Raw genomic sequence first — 18014 nt, 5'->3', positions numbered from 1 at the left:
TCGGGGTTGCCAACGATCATGGAGATCGAGATCTACGCGGACGTGATCTGCCCGTGGTGCTACATCGGCAAGCGCCGCCTGGACGAGGCCCTCGCCAGCTACGAGGGTGAGGTCACTGTCCGCTACCGGCCGTTCCAGCTCGACCCGTCGCCGGTGCCCGAGCCTCTTCCGCTGGTGCAGGCACTGGCCGGCAAGTTCGGTGGCCCGGAGCGCGCCCGGCAGATGATCGACCACGTGACCCAGGTCGCGGCGGCCGACGGCCTCCGACTGGACTACGACCGCGCGGTGATCGCGAACACCTTCGACGCGCACCGGCTGGTCTCCTACGCCACCGATCACGGCCGGGCGGCCGAGATGGTGGAGGCGCTCTACCAGGCGCACTTCAACAACGGCGTCGACGTCGGCTCCCGGGAGGCGCTCGCCGCGCTGGCGGGTGACATCGGGCTGGACGCGGCCGACGCACGACGATTCCTCGACTCCGACGAGCGCGTCGCCGACGTCGAGGCCCAACTGGCCACCGCCCGGGACCTCGGCATCACCGGCGTGCCGATGTTCGTCCTGGCCGGGAAGTACGCGGTCTCCGGTGCGCAGGAGGTGCAGACGCTGCTCGCCGCGATCGCCGAGGTCGAGCAGCGCGAGGCCGCAGCCCTCTGACTCAGCACGGCAACCGGCATCGATGATCATGATGTTTCACGTGCAACAACATCGATGCCGGTTGTTGGTCAGGCCGGCCTGGCCAGGCCTTCCACCACCTGAGCACCGGGCAGCGCGCCCAACGCCGGCCCCGGCAGTGCGACCTTGCTGTGCCGTACGCCGGAGCCGATGATCACGTGCGGAGTGGCGACGACCCGCGAGTCGACCAGGATCGGCCACTGCGCCGGCAGTCCGATCGGGGTGATGCCCCCGTACTCCATGCCGGTCAACTCGACCGCGTCGGCCATCGGCGCGAAGCTCGCCTTACGCACGTCGAGCGTGCGGCGGGCCACCCCGTTCACGTCGGCCCGGGTGGTGGCCAGGACGATGCACGCCGCGTAACGCACCACTCCGTCGCGCTTGCCCGCCACCACGACGCAGTTGGCCGATACGTCCAACCCCACCTCGTACGCCTGACAGAACGCGGCCGTGTCGGCGAGGTCGGCGTCGATCGGCGCCACCAGCACGTCGTTGACGTCCACCGGCGCGTCGGCCGGCCACTGCGCGACGGCCTCCGCAACCGGCGGGGCGAGCAGGTCGAGGCGAGCGCGGGCCGGTTCGGTCTTCAGCGTTCCCATCACGGGTGCGATCCTCGCATCCGCACTGCCGAACCGCCCGGCGGCTCCCGGGCCGTCCCGTGACACCACCGGGCCCGGCCGAACCGCGCCGGTGCTCAACTGCCGGCGAGGAACGCGTTGTCGCGCATGAAGGAGCGGTCGCGGGCAGCCGCCAGCTCCTCCTCGCGCCGGGCCCTGGCCCGTTGCAACTCCAGGTCCTCCAACCCGTGGCGGACACCGAGTCGGATCACGCCGTAGAGGAAGACGAAGCCGAAGACGTAGAGGATCACCGTGGTGACGACAACGAACATGGCGTCACCGTAAGACGAACGTGAACCGTTGTTGCTCTCATTTCCGGCCGGTTCCCCCGTACGTGTCGGCGAGGTGATTGGCCCAGGTACGGACGCCCCGGGGCAGCGCCTCGGTGACGAGACCACCGGCGCGCAACTCGCGACCGAGCCGGCCGGGAATCCGCACCGGCAGCAGTGGTCGGCGTGAGCCTCGGGCCTCCCGCCACGCCCGAACCGCCTCGTCGAAGCGGAGCACCTGCGGCCCGCCGTACTCCTCGATGCCGCCCAGCGGCCCGGCGACCAGCCGAGCCGCCAACCGCGCCGCCACCTCGCCCGGATCGACCGGTTGGGCCAGCACCGCCCGGTCCCCGATCACCGGTCCCAGCCGCGAGCTGGAGGTGAGCAGATCGTCGAGGAACTGCGGGAACTGGGTGGCCCGCAGCACCGACCACGGCACCGGTCCGGCCGTGACCACCTGTTCGGCGGAGAGCTTGTGCCGGTAGTACGGGATCGGCACCCGGTCCACCCCAACGATCGAGATGTAGACGAGGTGCCCCACACCGGCGGCGCGGGCGGCCATCACGAGCCGGCGCGTACCCAGCACGTCCACCTGGTAGGTCTGCCCGCCCTGCGGGGCGGACGCCAGGTGCAGCACGGCGTCCACCCCGGACACCGCCTCGCCCAGCCCGTCGCCCGTCGCGAGGTCCGCCACCACCCACTCGACCTCGGAGTCGGTACGCCACTGTCGGCTGGTGGCCCGGACCGTCACACCGTCGTCGTGCAGCCGCGTGAGCACCGCGCGCCCCAGGCGGCCGCCCGCCCCGGTGACCAGAACCCTCATCTCGTCCTCCTGTTCCGGCCGCGAACCGCGGCACACCTGTCCGATCGATGAGCCGTCGGCCCACGCGATGTCGACGGCACAGACGGCACTCCCGTGACCGGGAGTGCGGCGGGTCACCCCGAACGGATCAGGTCCAGCACGGTCAACAACGCGAAGAACGCGATCACGATCTCGTTGACGATCCAGGTGTGCCCCTCGGCCCACTCCCGCATCCGGTTGAGCGTCCGGGCCGCCCTGCCCCCGAGCAGCAGCAACGCCAGCAGGGGCAGGGCGAGTAGAAGCACTGTGAGCAGCACGAACGGCACCAGGTGCCACCACGGCAGGTTGTGCCTGGCCACGCTCGCGCCGACCGCCGCCATGGTCAGGTCGTCGGTGGGTGTCACCACGAAGAGCAACGCGCCCAGCCGCATCGCCTGACGGGGTCCGGCACGCTCGATGCCGCCCAGCCATCTCGGCGGCCCGGAGCGGTCACGCCGTACCCAGACCACCACGGCCAGGCAGACCAGCAGCGCGAGAACCACCAGGTCGATGGCGGGTCCGCGGTCGACCTTGCCGGCGACGGCGCTGGCGTCGGCGACCAGGCCACCCACCCAACGGGTCAGCAGCCAGCTCACCGTCACCCCGGCCGCGACCACCAGCCCGGCGCCGCCGAGAAAGCCCAGCGACGCCGCCCGGGGCCGGTTCGACGAAGCGAGGAAGACCGCCACGACCAGTTGGGATCCGGCGACCATCACCACGGCGAGCGGCAGGACGGTCAGGAGGTTCATCGCCCGTCATCCTCCCGGCCCGACCGGGTCGGATGCGGCCGTTTCCCCGGATCACCCGAGCGGTCGGGTGCTCACGCCCAGCACGACCCGGCCGGCCAGTAGCGCCCCGAACAGCGCGAGGCCCGCCGCCACCACCAGGGTCAGCGTGTAACTCGCCGGGCCGGGCGCGCTGCCGGCCGCCAACACGGCCCCGGTCAGCGCCAGCACTGTTGCCGCGAAGAGTGAGTCGCCCAGTTGCAGCGACGAACTGTTGCGCCCCTGCTCACCCGGTGCCGACAACTCCAGGGTGAGCACCGACAACGACGGGTAGAGCAGACCCATGCCGAGACCGGCGACCGCCCAGCCCAGCACGGCGACGCTCACCGGCAGTTCCGGTCGAACGGCCAGCGCCACCGTGGCGGTGCCGACGGTGATGCAGGTCAGCCCGGCGCGCGGCAGGCTGGCCCGGGAGGTCGGCACCGGAATCCGACCCTGCAACCAGGAGCCCACCGACCAGGCCAATGCGCCGACCGTGAGGACCAGCCCGGCTGCGGTCGGCGAGAGGCCCCGCTCCCGGGAGAGCATCAACGGAATGACGACCTCGGCGCCCACGAACGCCGCCGACGCCAGACCACGCAACCCGACGACCGTCGGCAGACCACGAGCCGCCCGGAGGAACCCGGCCGGCAGCAGACGCGGGGCGCAGACCAGCAGACCGACCACTGCGACCACGATCAGCACCAAGGCGGAGACGCCGCGCTGCTGACCCCCGATGTGCAGCAGTGCGGCACTCACCGCGGCACCGAGCGCCCAGGCGATTCGTGCCGCCGCGCCGGCCGGTGGACCGGTCGTCGTGCTCCGGCCCAGCGACCGGAGGCCCGGATGGATCAGCAGGACCGCCGGCACGGCCACCGCCGGGACCGCCAGGAAGACCCACCGCCAGCCCAGGTACTCCACGATCGGACCGGCGACAGCGGGCCCCACCAGCGACGGTACGACCCACGCCGCCGCGAACGCCGCGAAGATCTTCCGGTGCAGGTCCTGCGGGTACGCCTGCCCGACGATCACGTAGAGCGCCACCGAGAGCAGCCCGGAGCCGAAGCCCTGCACCGCCCGCCCGACGACCAGCGCACTCATCACGGGAGCGGTCCCGGCGATCAGCAGCCCGACCACGAACCAGGCGACGCCGTGCCACATCGGTCCACGAGGTCCACGGGCGTCGCACCAGATGCCGGACACGACCATGGCCAGCACACCGGTGGCGAACGATCCTCCGAACGCGATCCCGTACAGCGCCAACCCGTCGAGGCTCCGGGCCACGGTGGGCATCGCCGTACCGACAGCCAACGCCTCGAACGCGAGCAGCGAGATCAACGCGACGCTGCCCACTGTCATCGCCCGCAGCCGAGGCGCGAACAGCCCCGGTGCTGCGGGTACGGCGGTGGCTGTTGGTGTGGTCGACATCCACCGAGGATGCGACCTCAACCCTGATTCAAGTCAAACCCTGGTGATCCGGCTCTCGTCAAGCGTCCTGCAACGCCTCCCCAACCCCGCGCACGAGGCCGGAAAAATGCTGGTCGGCCAGCAGATGACCGGCGGTGATCACCAAGGCGATCGGCCACTCGATGACCTGGAGCGCGGCCAGCACCCCGAGCCCCGCGTAGTAGACGACCTTGTCCGGTGGTGGCACCGCCACCTCACCCAGCATCGGCAGGTCGACTCGTCGCTGGTACATCTGCACGTTCTCGCGCGAGCCGTTGAGGTGTCGCGTCAGCGTGCTCATTCCGGCCTCCCCGTGTCCGGTGATTGTCGTCGGATTCCACACCCCACCCCGTCCATGCGCCGGCCTCGGCGGAAAGTTCCGCCGCTGGAGGGGCATAACGGACGGCAGGTCGGGAAGCCAGGCCGCCGGACGCGAGGCGGTGGGAGGACGAGATGGCCGGCGTGCCGCACCTGTTCGGCGAGGCGGCGCGAACCGTCAACTCGGCCGCGACCCGGCTGGCCCGGACCGTGGGCCTGAGCCGTCGTCGGGTCTGGTCGCGACCGGGCCGGCACCACATCGAGGTCCACGGCGTGTGCCAGGACGGCGGCAACCGGCTGGCGCGCCAGGTGGAGGACGCGCTGGAGCGGATGCCGGGAGTGGCCTGGGCCCGCGTCAACGCCCCGTCCGGCCGGGTGGTGGTCGCCGTCCAGAATCCCGAGCCGACGATGCGCGACCTGATCGAGACGATCAGCCGGGTCGAGCAGGCCTGCGACCACGAGCCCGACCCGGAGATCCCGCCGCCGCACCCACCGGAGGAGGGGCCCCGAACTCCGCGCACCCTCGGCGGGCTCGCCTCGGACGCCCTGGGCCTCACCATCTCGGCGGCCACCCGGATCCTGCCGTTCGCGCCGCTGCCCGGGGAGGTCTCCGGCCTCCTGGCCGCCGTGGACCTACAGCCGAAGGTGCACGAATTCGTCGGCAAACGGCTGCGCTCCGACCCACGCGCCGACATCCTGTTCCCCCTGGCAGAGGCGGTGGTGCAGGGTTTGACCGGTCGCTGGACCGGGATCGTCCTGGACGGCGCCCAGCGGGTGGTCCAGTGGGGCGAGGCGCGGGCCCAACTCTCCGCCTGGGAGCGCGCCGAGCCACGGCTGACCGGCGACGCGGACCGTGCGACGGCCCGATGGCCGGTGATCGACCGTCCTCGGCCGAAGCCGGACGGCCCCGTGGAGCGGTACATCAACAAGATGCTCGCCGCGGGCGCGGCGGCCGGAGCGGCGGCCATGCCGTTCGCCGGGCCCAAGCGGGCCACCGCGCTGGGCCTCGCCGCCCTGCCCAAGGCCCCCGGCAGTGGACGCGAGGGGTACGCCGCCCAACTCGGCTGGATGCTGGCCCGGCGTGGCGTGATCGCGATGGACCGCAGCGTGCTGCGGGAACTGGACCGGATCGACACGCTGGTGTTGGACGCGGCAGTGCTCGGCTCGGACCGGGGCGTACTGGCCGATCTGGCTCCGGCGACCGGAGCGGACGTCGACCAGGTGGCCGAGCGGGCCTTCGCGCTGTTCGACCCGGACCACCCGGCCGCGTCCCGCACGGCCGACGACTGGCGGCTCGCACCCCTCGACCAGATGCCCGCGGACGGCGATGGTGACATCCCGGACGGGGACCGTCTGCGATCCGCCGGGGGTCAACTCCTCGGCCTGGCACACCGGGACCGGCTGGCCGCGCTGCTGCGGGTGGAACCGGAGCCCGCGCCCGGCGTCGACGGCCTGCCGGCCGCCGCCCGCAGGGCCGGTCTGCGGCTGGTCGTCGCGGGTGGGGACGAGCAGCGGTACGCCTTCGCCGACGCGCTGCTGCCCGGCGGCGACCGGTTGACCGAGTCGGTACGCGCGCTTCAGCGCGACGGCGCGGTGGTGATGGTGGTTTCCGCGGACCGGAAGGCGCTCGGCGCGTCCGACTGTGGTCTCGGGTTCACCACCGCCCCGGAGGATCTACCGCCGTGGGGTGCACACCTGCTGGTCGGCGGTGATCTGCGGGTGGTGGCCCTGGTGATCGAGGCGACCGGGGTCGCCCGGCGCACGGCGAAGCAGAACATCCGGCTGTCCATGGCCGGCAGCGGTCTCGGGGCGCTCGGCGCGTTCACCGCCCCACCGACGCAGTTGCCGCACAAAGCGCTGGTCGCCGTCAACGGTGCTGCCGGGTTGGCCTTCGCGAACGGGGTCTGGCAGGCCCGCCGGCTGCACGACCAGTCGGACACGCCGGCACCGGTCACGACCGCCTGGCATCTGATGCCCGTCAGTACGGTGCTCGACCACCTGCGCACCACCCCTGACGGTCTGACCGGAGCGGAGGCCCAGCGCCGCCACCACGGGTCGGCCGGGAACGGAGAGGCCGCGCCCGGAACCGGGGGTCTGCTGCGCGCCTTCGTGGAGGAGTTGTCCAACCCGTTGACTCCGGTGCTGGCCGCCGGTGCGGTCCTCTCCGCCTCCTTTGGATCGCTCGTCGACGCCGCGCTGGTGGGCAGCGTCGTCGGTGGTTCCGCCCTGATCGGCGCGGTACACGAACGGAACACGGAACGGTCGCTGGCGGAGTTGCTGTCCCGTTCGGCGGTGACGGCGCGGGTCCGTCGGGACGGTGCCGAGCAGGTGGTCGCCGCCGGAGACCTGGTCCTCGGGGACGTCATCGCCCTCGAACCGGGCGACTCGGTGCCCGCCGACTGCCGGGTCCTCGAATCAGTGGGTCTGGAGGCGGACGAGTCCTCCCTGACCGGTGAGTCGTTGCCGGTCGCCAAGTCCAACCGGCCGGTGGTGGCCGCCGCGATCGCCGACCGCCACTCGATGCTGTACGAGGGAACCACAGTCGCCGCCGGACATGGCACCGCCGTGGTCGTGGCGACCGGGTCGGACACCGAATCCGGCCGCAGTCTCGCGCTGGTGCGGCAGGCCCCACCGACGAGCGGGGTGGAAGCGCGGCTCGGCTCGTTGACCAGCGCCGCCATCCCGCTGGCCGCTGGCTCGGCGGTGGCGGTGGCGGGCGCGGGTCTGCTTCGGGGCGTACCCCTGGCCGAAACGGCGGCGACCGCCGCGAACCTCGCCGTTGCGTCGGTGCCGGAAGGGCTGCCGTTTTTGGTGAGTGCGGCGCAGCTGGCGGCCGCCCGACGTCTCGCCGAGCACGGCGCGTTGGTTCGCAACCCGCGCACGATCGAGGCGTTGGGTCGGGTGGACGTGCTCTGCTTCGACAAGACCGGCACGCTCACCGAGGGGCAGCTGCTGCTGGCCGGGGTCGGCGACAGCGCCGGTGACCGGTACGCCCCGGTGGACCGGTTGGACGACCGACTCCGGTTGACGCTGGCTGCGGCGTTGCGGGCCACCCCCGCCGCGGCGAACCCGGAGGAGTTGGCGTTGCAGACGGACCGGGCCGTCCGGCGGGGTGCCGGGGAAGCCGGGGTGGTGGAGCAGACGGGCGCTCCCGGTTGGCGGGCGAACGGAGGGCTGCCGTTCGAGCCTTCCCGCGGCTACCACGCGAGTGTCGGCGAGACCGACGGTCGGCTGCTGTTGAGCGTCAAGGGTGCTCCGGAGACGGTGCTGCCGCGGTGTTCGGCCCGCCGCATGGACGGCAGTCAGCAACCGTTGGACGACGCCGGGCGCGCGGAATTGGAGCGGATGCTCGCCGACCGGGCCGGGGCGGGCAACCGGATCCTGGCCGTCGCGGAATGTCCCGTGGACGACCCGAAGGTGACCGACTCCGACGTGCGCGGGCTGACCTTCGTGGGTTTCCTGGCCCTCGCGGACGGGGTTCGGGAGAGCGCTGCCCCGGCGGTGCGTCGGATCCGGCAGGCCGGCGTGCACACCATCATGATCACTGGTGATCATCCGGCCACCGCCGAGGCGATCGCCGCCACCATCAGCGAGCACGACGAGCAGCGCGTGGTCACCGCCGGTGAACTCGACCGACTGGACGACGACGCGCTCGCCGACCGGCTGGCCAACACCGACGTGGTGGCCCGCTGCACCCCGGCGCACAAGGTGCGGATCATCCAGGCGTTGCAGAAGTGCGGGCGAACCGTCGCGATGACCGGCGACGGGGCCAACGACGCTCCGGCGATCCGGCTGGCCGACGTCGGCATCGCCCTCGGTCAACGGGGCACCCCGGCGGCGCGTGCCGCCGCCGACCTGGTGGTCACCGACGACCGGTTGGAGACCATCATCGCGACGCTGGTGGAGGGGCGGGCGATGTGGTCGTCGGTGCGCCACGCGCTCAGCATCCTGGTCGGCGGCAACCTGGGCGAGATCGCATTCAGCGTGCTCACCGCCGCGGCGACCGGTCGTTCCGCGCTCACCGGCCGACAACTGCTGCTGGTCAACCTGCTCACCGACCTGGCACCTGCGTTGGCCATCGCGGTCCGGCCACCCGCGTCGGACCGCACCGACAGGCTGCTCAGGGAGGGCCCGGACCTGGCGCTCGGGGAGAGCCTCACCAGGGAGATCGGGTTGCGGGCGGCAGCCACCACGCTGGGCGCCACAACGGGTTGGACGTTGGCCCGGTACACCGGACGCCGTCAGCGGGCCGGCACCGTCGCCCTGGTGTCGCTGGTCGGCACCCAGCTCGGCCAGACCGTCCTGGCCGGTGGCACCAGCCCGACCGTGCTGGCGTCGACGGCGGCGTCGCTGGGGGTGCTGGCCGTGGTGGTGCAGACGCCGGGAGTGAGCCAGTTCTTCGGCTGCACCCCGCTCGGGCCGGTCGGTTGGACCATCGGGGCCGGCTCGGCGCTCGGCGCCACCTTCGCCAACGGCGCGCTCACCAGGCTGATGGAACACCTGCCGGAAGCACGACCCGAGGCCTCGTCCACGTCCACGTCCTCGCCCTCGTCCTCGTCCTCGTCCGAGATTCAGCACGCGGATTGACCACAGTTGTTCCGCGCGGCCGGCTTCGCGTTCCCGACCGTCACCGCTCCTCGGCACCGAACGGGTCGCGGGCCGGACCCTGCTCGGCCCAGCACCGACCACCACGGAACTCCACCCCCGGGACACCGTCGCTCAGTCGGCTGATGTCCACCACACCGGCCAACGCGGCGACGACGTCCGACCGTAGATCCTCGACAGCCGTCTCGAGATCGTCCTCCTCGGCGCACCAGTCGAGGTCGGCCGCCCGCAGGTCGGCGACCGCCTGACCGGTGACCGCCGCGGGGTCGGTGACGAGCACCTCGACCCGGCAGTAGAGGTGCACGGTGACGGGGGTTCGCTGCTCATCCATCCGCGGATCATGACAAGCGCGACGCAGGATCCGACAGGTCTTTACCGCAGCGGCCTGGGGAGAGGCACTTCCCCTCTCATGGCCTTCTCGGCCAGCTCGACGCGCTCAGCATGAAGCCTGCTGTCATCCAGCGGATGGCCCGGCACGTTGATGCAGCGTTGGCCCGACAGTGCACTACACACTGGACACAAGAGAAAGAACCCGCTCGACGGCACCAGCTCGACCCCCTGGGCCAGCGCGGATCGGCCAATCTTGACGATCGCCTCGTACAGGTCGTCGTCCTGATGCCGTGTGGCTGCGGCAGCCGCCTCCCGCATTCCGTCCCAGAATTGTTCGACCGAATTCGGCTCGTTCACGTCAATCCGCACGATCGCGGATCCCCGCCTCCGGTCCACGTAAACGTCACCACCTGAGCGGCGCGTCAGTCGGTACTGTCGAAGCGAAACAGGATCTAGCATCGTCGGCATGGCAACGAGGCTGGTGCAGATCAACATGAAGGCGCGGGACGACTCCGCGCTGGGCGACTTCTGGGCCAAGGCACTCGGTTGGGGAGTCTCCAGCGAGGAGCCCGGCGTGACCAACCTCGAACCCGAGGGCTTCGTCTACCCGGATCCCGTCGCCGTCGTCATCGACCTCGTCGTCTCCACGGAACCCAAGACCGTGAAGAACCGCGTGCACGTCGACCTCGCCACCACCTCGGCAGCCCACCAAGCGCAGGTGGTCGCGCGCCTGACAGACCTCGGCGCCACACCTGCCGACGTGGGCCAGGGCGACGTCCCGTGGACGGTCCTGGCCGACCCGGAGGGCAACGAGTTCTGCGTGTTGGAACCCCGACCGACCTACCGGGACACCGGGCCGATCGCCGCTGTCGTGGTCGACTGCACGGATCCGCCTGCCATGGCCCAGTTCTGGGGACAGGCCACGGACTGGGTCCTGCAGGAGGTGACCGACCGCCAGGCGGTGCTGCGCTCCGCCAAGGGCGTCGGGCCGTACCTGGAGTTCATCCGGACACCTGATGTGAAGACCCTGTGGAACCGCGTCCACCTCGACGTCCGGCCGTACCCCGGGGACGACCTCGGCGCCGAGACCGCCAGGCTGACCGCTCTCGGCGCCACCGTGATCGACCTGGACGTTCCGTGGACGGTCCTCGCCGACCCGGAAGGCAACGAGTTCTGCCTTCTCACCCCAGCCTGACCGTTCGCCCGCATCCCGGATGGCACCGCCGACGGAGATGAGCCGCCGGTTGACGTTCCTGCTCGCGGCAGCGGCGGGAGCATCCATCGGCAACCTGTACTGGGCGCAGCCGCTCCTCGGCTTCATCGCCGCCGACCTGCACGCCGCGACCGCGACCGCAGGCTGGCTCGTCACCGTGACACAGCTCGGGTACGCCGTCGGCGTGCTGCTCCTCGTGCCGCTCGGCGACGTCCTCGACCGCCGCCGGTTCGTCCCGGTGATGCTGCTGGCCTCGACAGCCGCACTGCTGATGTGTGCGCTGGCACCGACGATCGAGGTCCTTCTCCTCGCACTCGGCGTGCTCGGCGTGACGACGATCTCCGGGCAGATCCTCACCCCGCTCGCCGGGGACCTCGCCGGGGACGCCCACCGCGGCCGTATCGTCGGCGTCGTCGGGTCCGGCACCCTCACCGGCATCCTGGCCTCCCGCACGATCAGCGGCCTGGTCGCCGACACCGCCGGGTGGCGTGTGGTGTACGCCCTCGCCGCCGTCGTCGCCCTCCACTTCGCGGTCCTGCTGCACCGCGCGATCCCACCGCTGGCACCGCGGACGCGTCTGCCGTACCCCCAGCTCATCGCCTCGGTCGGCGCGGTGGTCACGGGCGAACGGGCCGCCCGGTGGACGCTGGCCCTGGCCGCGACCGGATTCGCCACGTTCTCGCTGTTCTGGACGGCGCTGACGTTCCTCCTCAGCGGCCCGCCGTTCCGCTACCCGGTGGCGGTCATCGGGCTCTTCGGGCTGGCCGGCCTCGCTGGAGTCCTGTCCGGCCTGCACGGCGGCCGTCTGCACGATAGTGGTCTGTCGCTGCCAGCCACCGGGGTGGCCTGGATGCTGGCCCTCGGCGCCTTCGTCCTCGCGGCGTTCGCCGGCCGATCCGTCGTGCTCGTCGTCGTCGCGATCGTCATGCTCGACGTCGCTCTCCAGACGCAGGCCCTTCTCAACCGGGCACGGCTGTTCACCCTCTCCCAGGTGGCTCGCAGTCGGCTCAACACGGCGCTGGCCGTCGGCAACTTCATCGGCGCCGCCGTCGGATCCGCAGCCGCAAGCATCCTCTGGTCGGCCGGGGGTTGGACAGCGGTCACGATCGCGGGGGCAGGGCTCTGCTGTGTGGCGCTGGCGGTATGGGCGCTGGGACGACGGGGACCACTCTTGACCCCACGTCCGGGTAACATCCCCGTGCTTTGATCTGTAACGGGGAGGAACATTTACATGCGTTGGAAGATCCCGGCTGGCGCCCTGATAGCGCTGGCCTTTCTGGTTCCGGCGGCACCGGCGGCCGCCCAGTTCGAATCGCCCGGGTTGGACGCGGCCTGCCAGACGGTCGAGCGCAAGGTGTACCAGGACGTCCGCAAGCTCGTCGCAGTAGACCTGGATACCCCGACCGATCAGGAGATCCGGGTGTTGACCGCCCAGCTCCTGCACGCGGCCAACGTCGACAAGTTGACCGTTCTGCAGGGTGCCATCGACAAGAAGCTGAAGGGCACCCCGGAGGAACTCCGGGCTTTCCTCAAGAAGGACGTGCCGAACGTCTGGATGGTGGATCTGCGGATCAAGGTGGGCCAGTCGATGACGGGCGCCGGCGTCAACGTGAAGCAGGCCGCACAGGTGACGCTCGACGACGGTTCCCTCGATGTGCTCCTGGCTTACCTGAACGACGGCGTGTACACCGCCCGTGAACTCGACTGCGCGTCTCAGCCCACCCCGACGCCGACCGTCACGCCAAGCGTTACGCCGAGCGCCACGACGACCGAGGCACCGACGCCTGCTCCCTCCACGACCCTGGCCGCCGGCGGCGGCGAGGGCGGTGGACTGCCCCTGACCGGTGCCAACACCGCGACCGTGATCGGCGTTGGCGGTGCGCTTCTGCTCCTCGGCGGCATCGGCTTCCTGATGGGACGCCGGCGCCGGGCTCGTTTCGTCGCATAGCTCCACTCGACGCGCCCGGCTCGATGCTTCATCGAGCCGGGCGCGTCTTTGCATGTCCCATCAGACGGCGATTGGTGACAGCCAGGCAAGTCGACACCGCGCAAGCAGTCGCGGACAGCGACATGAATACGGCGCATAGTGTGATGACGTGGACGAGCGTGAACAGCTGGCGGTGGACGCAGTCAGATCGTTCGTCGCAGCCTTCAAGCGGATCCGCGAACGCCTCTTCGCGGCCTACCCGGAGCTGACCGGCTTACCCGACCTGCTGGCTGCGGTCAGGTCAACTCGAGTACTACCTCGGGAGGGCCGGTCGAGCACCGGCATCGACTACTCGGTCCACGGTGCCGGTTGTCGAATGACAGACGAGCAGGGCACGGTAGTCGACGTCGACCTGGTCGACGGGGTGGAAGCCTTCGACGGCTGGCGGGTCCATGTCTTCCTCGACGGACGCGAGGGGGAAAGTCTCTCGGTTGAGGAACTGCACACTGCCTGCTCCCGCCTCGCCGGTTGGGCGGAGCTGCGCGAGCTGCAGCCGCACCGTTGGTACGCGCCCTGATGGTGAAACGGATCTTCACGCTGGTAAAGCGCGATCAGACGGTCGTGAGCCTCTCGTGACCAGCTGCGCACCCCACCTATGGGCCCGTGGCCGGCCCGGGGCGGCCCGCTGACCTGCCGCACGGCGTCAGGTGCTGGACTTCCTAGCCGTACTTCACGCGGGACTTGCGGCCGGCGACGGTAGACCTCAACCACGGCTTGGAGGTGCCTGCTCGACCGGGCCGACGTCGCCTTGATCAAGGGCGAAGAGCTGCGGCCGGTGACAGAGGTGCTCGGGCTCTTCACGATTTAGATGACGGCAGACCACCTACGGCCATGCACCCGCCGACGCGGGCAGGTCAGGCTGGACCGAGATCAACCAGAGAAAGTGCTGGTGGAGCCCAGGGGACTCGAACCCCTAACCCCTGCCTTGCAAAGGCAGTGCTCTGCCAGTTGAGCTAGGGCCCCGTGCGTGGGCGTCGAATGCTCGTCGCCCGGGCCGAACGTCAGCGCAGGTCGGGCGCGGTGGTCGCCTCGTGCCACAGGGCACGCTCGTCGTTCGAGGCCTTGATCTTGTTGAACACGACGGCGGCCACGCCGACGACGCCAGCCACAATCAGCAGCTTCTTGAACATTGGGGCGACCCCTCGTGCTCGACTACCGTCGGACGACAATGCGGTGGGGCTAGATGGAATCGAACCATCGACCTCAGAGTTATCAGCTCTGCGCTCTAACCGACTGAGCTATAGCCCCGCGTTGCGACGAGCAAGATTAACCCATCCGCTCTGCCGGCCCCAAATCGGGGTCCGAACCTACGAGCCGGGCCGTCGTCGCCTGCCAAAACCTACCTGAGTACGGGACGCCGGAGCGACCGCATTACGCGGTGCCCCGGCGTCCCGGTCGCTCAGTCCCGCTCGGCGAGGGTCAGCTCGATCCCGCCGACCAGGTCGGCGCAGACGTTGTAGACGAACGCTCCCAGCGTGGCCAGCGCGGTGAACAACACCACGTTGACCAGGCCGATCAGCGCCGAGCTGAGGATCACGCCCTTGGCGGTGATCTGGAAGCCGCTGGTGCTCTGCCCACCGCCGGCGTTCACCAGGTCGCTCAGGCTCTCGTTGACGCTCTGGAACACGCCCATCGCGTCCAACGCCAGGTAGAGCACCGACGTGGCGACCACCACGACGATGAAGAGCACCACCGACACGGCGAACGCGAACTTCATCACGGACCAGGGGTCGATCCGCTTCAGGTTCAGTCGGGCCCGGCGCGGTCCGCGGGAGGCGGCCGAGCTGACCGAGGTACGCGCGGCGCGTACCGCGTCACCGACACGGGCTGCCCCGACGGCGGACGCGTTGCCGATGCCCGGCGGCAGACCGCCACCGCTGGCCGGGCGGCCGGCGGCGGTACGAGCGCTCTCGGGCTGCGTCATGCCCGGTGTGATCCGCGGCTGGGTGCCGGTCGACCCGGTCGACGCCGCCGGACCGGACCGCACGTTGATCGGCTGGGTGGTCGCCGGACGGGCCGAAGACGCCGTCGCCGAACCCGAGGGGGTGGCGGCGGTGGACGACTTCGGCGCGTCGGTGTTGGAGGCCTCGGTCTTGTCGGCCGACCCAGCGTCTTCAGCGGGCGGCTCCGGCGGGGGTGTCATGCCCGGAGCCCTGGTGAATTTCGGGGCAGGCGCGTCGGCAGGGACCGTCGCCCGGCCCACGGCCGCGCGGCCGGTCGCTGGTGTGCCGCCCTTGGCGGCCTCCTCGTCGACCGGGTTGGCCGAGGTCCCCGTGTTCCCCGACTTCGCCTGTGTCTCCGTCATTCAACTAGTCCTGTTCGTCAGGCTCGTCGGCATTGCGAGCAATCGCCACGATAGTCACGCCGTCCGGGAGGTCCATCAGCTTGACCCCCATTGTGTTCCGGTCACGCGTACGGCGTACAGGCTTCACCGGAGTCCGAATGACACCACCATTGCTGGTGATCGCGAACAGCTCGTCGTCCGGATCGATCACCACCGCGCCGACCAGACCACCGCGCCGTTCGGTGATCTTCGCAGTCAACACGCCCTTACCTCCCCGGCCCTGCACCGGGTATTCCTCGATCGGGGTGCGCTTCGCATATCCCCCGTTCGTGGCCACCAGAACGTCCAGACCCTCCCGGACGACCTCCATGGCGAGCAGGACGTCGTCGTCCGTGAAGCGCATGCCGATCACGCCCGAGGTGGCCCGGCCCATCGGCCGCAACGCCTCGTCCGACGCGTTGAACCGGATCGCCTGCGCCTTCTTGGAGACCAGCAGCAGGTCGTTCTCCGGCGCAACCAACGCAGCACCGACCAGCTCGTCCTCATCGCGCAGGTTGATCGCGATGATGCCGCCGGAACGGTTGGAGTCGAACTCCTCGAGCCGCGTCTTCTTCACCAGGCCGTTCTTCGTGGCCAGTACCAGATAGGGGGCTACCTGGTAGTTCGGGATCTCAATGATCTGCGCTATCTGCTCGTCCGGTTGGAAGGCGAGCAGGTTGGCCACGTGTTGGCCCTTGGCTACCCTACTGGCCTCCGGCAACTCGTACGCCTTGGCCCGGTACACACGCCCCTTGTTCGTGAAGAACAGGATCCAGTCGTGGGTCGAGCATACGAAGAAGTGGCTGACGATGTCGTCCTGCCGCAGCGTGGCGCCACTGACGCCCTTGCCGCCGCGCCGCTGGGAGCGGTAGAGATCGACCTTGGTCCGCTTGGCATACCCCGTGCGGGTGATCGTCACCACCACGTCCTCGCGGGCGATGAGGTCCTCCATCGAGACCTCGCCGTCGAACGGGATGATCTGTGTACGCCGATCGTCGCCCCACTTGGCGACGATCTCGCCCAGCTCCTCCGAGACGATCTTCCGCTGCCGCTCCGGCTTGGCGAGGATGTCCTTCAGGTCGGCGATCTCGATCTCGAGCTTGGCCAGGTCGTCGAGGATCCGCTGCCGCTCCAACGCCGCGAGACGACGCAGCTGCATGTCCAGGATCGCGGTCGCCTGGATCTCGTCGATGTCCAGCAGCCGGATCAGGCCCTGCCGCGCGTCCTCCACCGTCGGCGAGCGCCGGATGAGCGCGATCACCTCGTCCAGGGCGTCCAGCGCCTTGGACAGACCTCGCAGGATGTGTGCCCGCTCCTCGGCCTTGCGGAGCCGGAACGCCGTCCGCCGGCGGATCACGTCGATCTGGTGCTCGACGTAGTAGCGGATGAACTGGGCCAGGTTGAGCGTGCGCGGCACCCCGTCGACCAGCGCCAGCATGTTGGCGCCGAACGTCTCCTGGAGCTGGGTGTGCTTGTAGAGGTTGTTGAGCACGACCTTCGCGACCGCGTCACGCTTGAGCACCAGCACGATCCGCATACCGGTACGACCGGAGGACTCGTCGCGGATGTCGGCGATGCCGGCGAGCTTGCCCTCCTTGATCAGCTCGGCGATCCGCTCGGCGAGGTTGTCCGGGTTGACCTGGTAGGGCAGCTCGCTGACGACCAGGCAGGGCCGACCCCGCTTGTCCTCCTCGACCTCCACCACGGCGCGCATCCGGATCGAGCCACGACCCGTGCGGTAGGCGTCCTGGATGGCGGTGGTGCCGACGATCAGACCGTGGGTGGGAAAGTCCGGGCCCTTGACGATGCCGAGCAGCGCCTCAAGGGTGGTCTCCTCGTCCTCCTCCGGGTGCTCCAGGCACCACTGCACGGCCGCGCCGATCTCGCGGAGGTTGTGCGGCGGGATCTTGGTGGCCATGCCGACCGCGATGCCCTCGGAGCCGTTCACCAGCAGGTTCGGGATCCGTGACGGCAGGATCGTGGGCTCCTTGGCCCGGCCGTCGTAGTTGTCCTGCAGGTCGACGGTGTCCTCGTCGATGTCCCGCAGCATCTCCATGGCGAGCGGGTCGAGCTTGCATTCTGTATATCGCATGGCGGCAGCCGGATCATTACCGGGCGAGCCGAAGTTGCCGTTGCCGTCGACCAGCGGGTACCGCAGCGACCAGGTCTGCGCCATCCGGACCAGCGCGTCGTAGATCGCCGAGTCGCCGTGCGGGTGGAACTGGCCCATCACGTCGCCGACGACGCGGGAGCACTTCACGTAGCCGCGGTCCGGGCGGTAGCCGGAGTCGAACATGGCGTAGAGGATCTTGCGGTGGACCGGCTTGAGGCCGTCCCGGACGTCCGGCAGCGCGCGCCCGACGATGACGCTCATCGCGTAGTCGAGGTAGGAGCGCTGCATCTCCACCTCGAGCCCGACCGGTTCGATCCGGTCGTGCGCGACCACCGCGGCGGCGGCCTCGGCGGGGACCTCAGGCTCGTTCGGTGTGGACTCGGGAGAATCGGTCACTGTATACCCTTATCAGACTCAGAGTCGTTTTTGTGCTGTGGATAACCGCTGTGGATACCGGCCAAGCTGTGGATAACTCTGTGGACCGCCGGATCGGCCGGGCATCGCCCGGCCGATCCG

General features: G+C 70.2%; 17 protein-coding genes and 2 tRNA genes. 6 read left to right on the top strand and 13 right to left on the bottom strand.

The features are described from left to right. Positions 1–18 precede the first annotated feature (18 nt). Entirely contained in the window at positions 19–654 is a 636-nt protein-coding gene (locus O7631_RS05265) for a DsbA family oxidoreductase (RefSeq protein WP_278143250.1), read from the top strand. A 68-nt stretch (positions 655–722) separates the two neighbouring features. Here O7631_RS05265 and O7631_RS05260 read toward each other — a convergent pair whose 3' ends face one another. The 6 genes from O7631_RS05260 to O7631_RS05235 all read right to left on the bottom strand — a co-directional run bounded on the left by O7631_RS05260 (position 723) and on the right by O7631_RS05235 (position 4910). After that, positions 723–1271, bottom strand: coding sequence for a YbaK/EbsC family protein (locus O7631_RS05260; protein WP_278147849.1), 549 nt, complete (start codon positions 1269–1271; stop codon positions 723–725). Positions 1272–1366: 95 nt separating this feature from the next. Further along, positions 1367–1561, bottom strand: coding sequence for a hypothetical protein (locus O7631_RS05255; protein WP_088987020.1), 195 nt, complete (start codon positions 1559–1561; stop codon positions 1367–1369). Between the two features lie 37 nt (positions 1562–1598). Beyond that, positions 1599–2381, bottom strand: a complete 783-nt coding sequence (locus O7631_RS05250) for an NAD(P)H-binding protein (protein WP_278143249.1) — start codon at positions 2379–2381, stop codon at positions 1599–1601. A 113-nt stretch (positions 2382–2494) separates the two neighbouring features. Beyond that, positions 2495–3148 (bottom strand): GAP family protein, encoded by a 654-nt coding sequence (locus tag O7631_RS05245; protein WP_278143248.1) that lies wholly within the window; start codon positions 3146–3148, stop codon positions 2495–2497. A gap of 51 nt (positions 3149–3199) precedes the next feature. Beyond that, complete coding sequence (locus tag O7631_RS05240) at positions 3200–4591, bottom strand: MFS transporter (RefSeq protein ID WP_278143247.1); 1392 nt, start codon at positions 4589–4591, stop codon at positions 3200–3202. A 58-nt stretch (positions 4592–4649) separates the two neighbouring features. Further along, positions 4650–4910 carry a hypothetical protein gene (locus tag O7631_RS05235; protein WP_145778311.1) on the bottom strand — a complete coding sequence of 87 codons (261 nt, stop codon included), beginning with the start codon at positions 4908–4910 and terminating at the stop codon, positions 4650–4652. A 152-nt stretch (positions 4911–5062) separates the two neighbouring features. Between O7631_RS05235 and O7631_RS05230 the strand changes: the two genes are divergently transcribed. Further along, on the top strand, positions 5063–9514 hold the full coding sequence (locus O7631_RS05230) for an HAD-IC family P-type ATPase (protein ID WP_278143246.1): 4452 nt from the start codon (positions 5063–5065) through the stop codon (positions 9512–9514). A gap of 40 nt (positions 9515–9554) precedes the next feature. Here O7631_RS05230 and O7631_RS05225 read toward each other — a convergent pair whose 3' ends face one another. Continuing rightward, positions 9555–9863, bottom strand: a complete 309-nt coding sequence (locus tag O7631_RS05225) for a hypothetical protein (protein WP_278143245.1) — start codon at positions 9861–9863, stop codon at positions 9555–9557. Positions 9864–9904: 41 nt separating this feature from the next. After that, positions 9905–10231 (bottom strand): hypothetical protein, encoded by a 327-nt coding sequence (locus O7631_RS05220; RefSeq protein WP_278143244.1) that lies wholly within the window; start codon positions 10229–10231, stop codon positions 9905–9907. 97 nt (positions 10232–10328) lie between these two features. Here O7631_RS05220 and O7631_RS05215 point away from each other — a divergent pair, with 97 nt between their 5' ends. The 4 genes from O7631_RS05215 to O7631_RS05200 all read left to right on the top strand — a co-directional run bounded on the left by O7631_RS05215 (position 10329) and on the right by O7631_RS05200 (position 13579). Beyond that, entirely contained in the window at positions 10329–11057 is a 729-nt protein-coding gene (locus O7631_RS05215; protein WP_278143243.1) for a VOC family protein, read from the top strand. Between the two features lie 19 nt (positions 11058–11076). Next, complete coding sequence (locus O7631_RS05210) at positions 11077–12282, top strand: MFS transporter (protein WP_278143242.1); 1206 nt, start codon at positions 11077–11079, stop codon at positions 12280–12282. A 24-nt stretch (positions 12283–12306) separates the two neighbouring features. Next, positions 12307–13023, top strand: coding sequence for an LPXTG cell wall anchor domain-containing protein (locus O7631_RS05205; RefSeq protein WP_278143241.1), 717 nt, complete (start codon positions 12307–12309; stop codon positions 13021–13023). 148 nt (positions 13024–13171) lie between these two features. After that, entirely contained in the window at positions 13172–13579 is a 408-nt protein-coding gene (locus O7631_RS05200; protein ID WP_278143240.1) for a hypothetical protein, read from the top strand. Positions 13580–13949: 370 nt separating this feature from the next. Here O7631_RS05200 and O7631_RS05195 read toward each other — a convergent pair. The 5 genes from O7631_RS05195 to gyrA form a co-directional block, all read right to left on the bottom strand. Next, positions 13950–14025, bottom strand: a tRNA-Ala gene (locus tag O7631_RS05195). A 38-nt stretch (positions 14026–14063) separates the two neighbouring features. After that, positions 14064–14192 (bottom strand): DLW-39 family protein, encoded by a 129-nt coding sequence (locus O7631_RS05190; protein ID WP_231924476.1) that lies wholly within the window; start codon positions 14190–14192, stop codon positions 14064–14066. A 44-nt stretch (positions 14193–14236) separates the two neighbouring features. Further along, positions 14237–14310, bottom strand: a tRNA-Ile gene (locus O7631_RS05185). Positions 14311–14461: 151 nt separating this feature from the next. Continuing rightward, a complete protein-coding gene (locus tag O7631_RS05180; protein ID WP_278143239.1) occupies positions 14462–15367 on the bottom strand; it encodes a DUF3566 domain-containing protein in 906 nt (301 codons plus the stop codon). 4 nt (positions 15368–15371) lie between these two features. Then, a complete protein-coding gene (gyrA, locus tag O7631_RS05175; protein ID WP_278143238.1) occupies positions 15372–17894 on the bottom strand; it encodes a DNA gyrase subunit A in 2523 nt (840 codons plus the stop codon). Positions 17895–18014: the final 120 nt, after the last annotated feature.

Source organism: Micromonospora sp. WMMD967, from assembly GCF_029626165.1.
Taxonomy (GTDB): Bacteria; Actinomycetota; Actinomycetes; order Mycobacteriales; family Micromonosporaceae; genus Micromonospora; species Micromonospora taraxaci.
This window is presented reverse-complemented; position numbering and strand designations above follow the sequence as displayed.

Coding starts and splice junctions, on each gene's coding strand:
- O7631_RS05265 (WP_278143250.1), top strand. CDS start 19: ATGGAGATCGAGATCTACGCGGACGTGATCTGCCCGTGGTGCTACATC.
- O7631_RS05260 (WP_278147849.1), bottom strand. CDS start 1,271: ATGGGAACGCTGAAGACCGAACCGGCCCGCGCTCGCCTCGACCTGCTC.
- O7631_RS05255 (WP_088987020.1), bottom strand. CDS start 1,561: ATGTTCGTTGTCGTCACCACGGTGATCCTCTACGTCTTCGGCTTCGTC.
- O7631_RS05250 (WP_278143249.1), bottom strand. CDS start 2,381: ATGAGGGTTCTGGTCACCGGGGCGGGCGGCCGCCTGGGGCGCGCGGTG.
- O7631_RS05245 (WP_278143248.1), bottom strand. CDS start 3,148: ATGAACCTCCTGACCGTCCTGCCGCTCGCCGTGGTGATGGTCGCCGGA.
- O7631_RS05240 (WP_278143247.1), bottom strand. CDS start 4,591: ATGTCGACCACACCAACAGCCACCGCCGTACCCGCAGCACCGGGGCTG.
- O7631_RS05235 (WP_145778311.1), bottom strand. CDS start 4,910: ATGAGCACGCTGACGCGACACCTCAACGGCTCGCGCGAGAACGTGCAG.
- O7631_RS05230 (WP_278143246.1), top strand. CDS start 5,063: ATGGCCGGCGTGCCGCACCTGTTCGGCGAGGCGGCGCGAACCGTCAAC.
- O7631_RS05225 (WP_278143245.1), bottom strand. CDS start 9,863: ATGGATGAGCAGCGAACCCCCGTCACCGTGCACCTCTACTGCCGGGTC.
- O7631_RS05215 (WP_278143243.1), top strand. CDS start 10,329: ATGGCAACGAGGCTGGTGCAGATCAACATGAAGGCGCGGGACGACTCC.
- O7631_RS05210 (WP_278143242.1), top strand. CDS start 11,077: ATGGCACCGCCGACGGAGATGAGCCGCCGGTTGACGTTCCTGCTCGCG.
- O7631_RS05205 (WP_278143241.1), top strand. CDS start 12,307: ATGCGTTGGAAGATCCCGGCTGGCGCCCTGATAGCGCTGGCCTTTCTG.
- O7631_RS05190 (WP_231924476.1), bottom strand. CDS start 14,192: ATGTTCAAGAAGCTGCTGATTGTGGCTGGCGTCGTCGGCGTGGCCGCC.
- O7631_RS05180 (WP_278143239.1), bottom strand. CDS start 15,367: ATGACGGAGACACAGGCGAAGTCGGGGAACACGGGGACCTCGGCCAAC.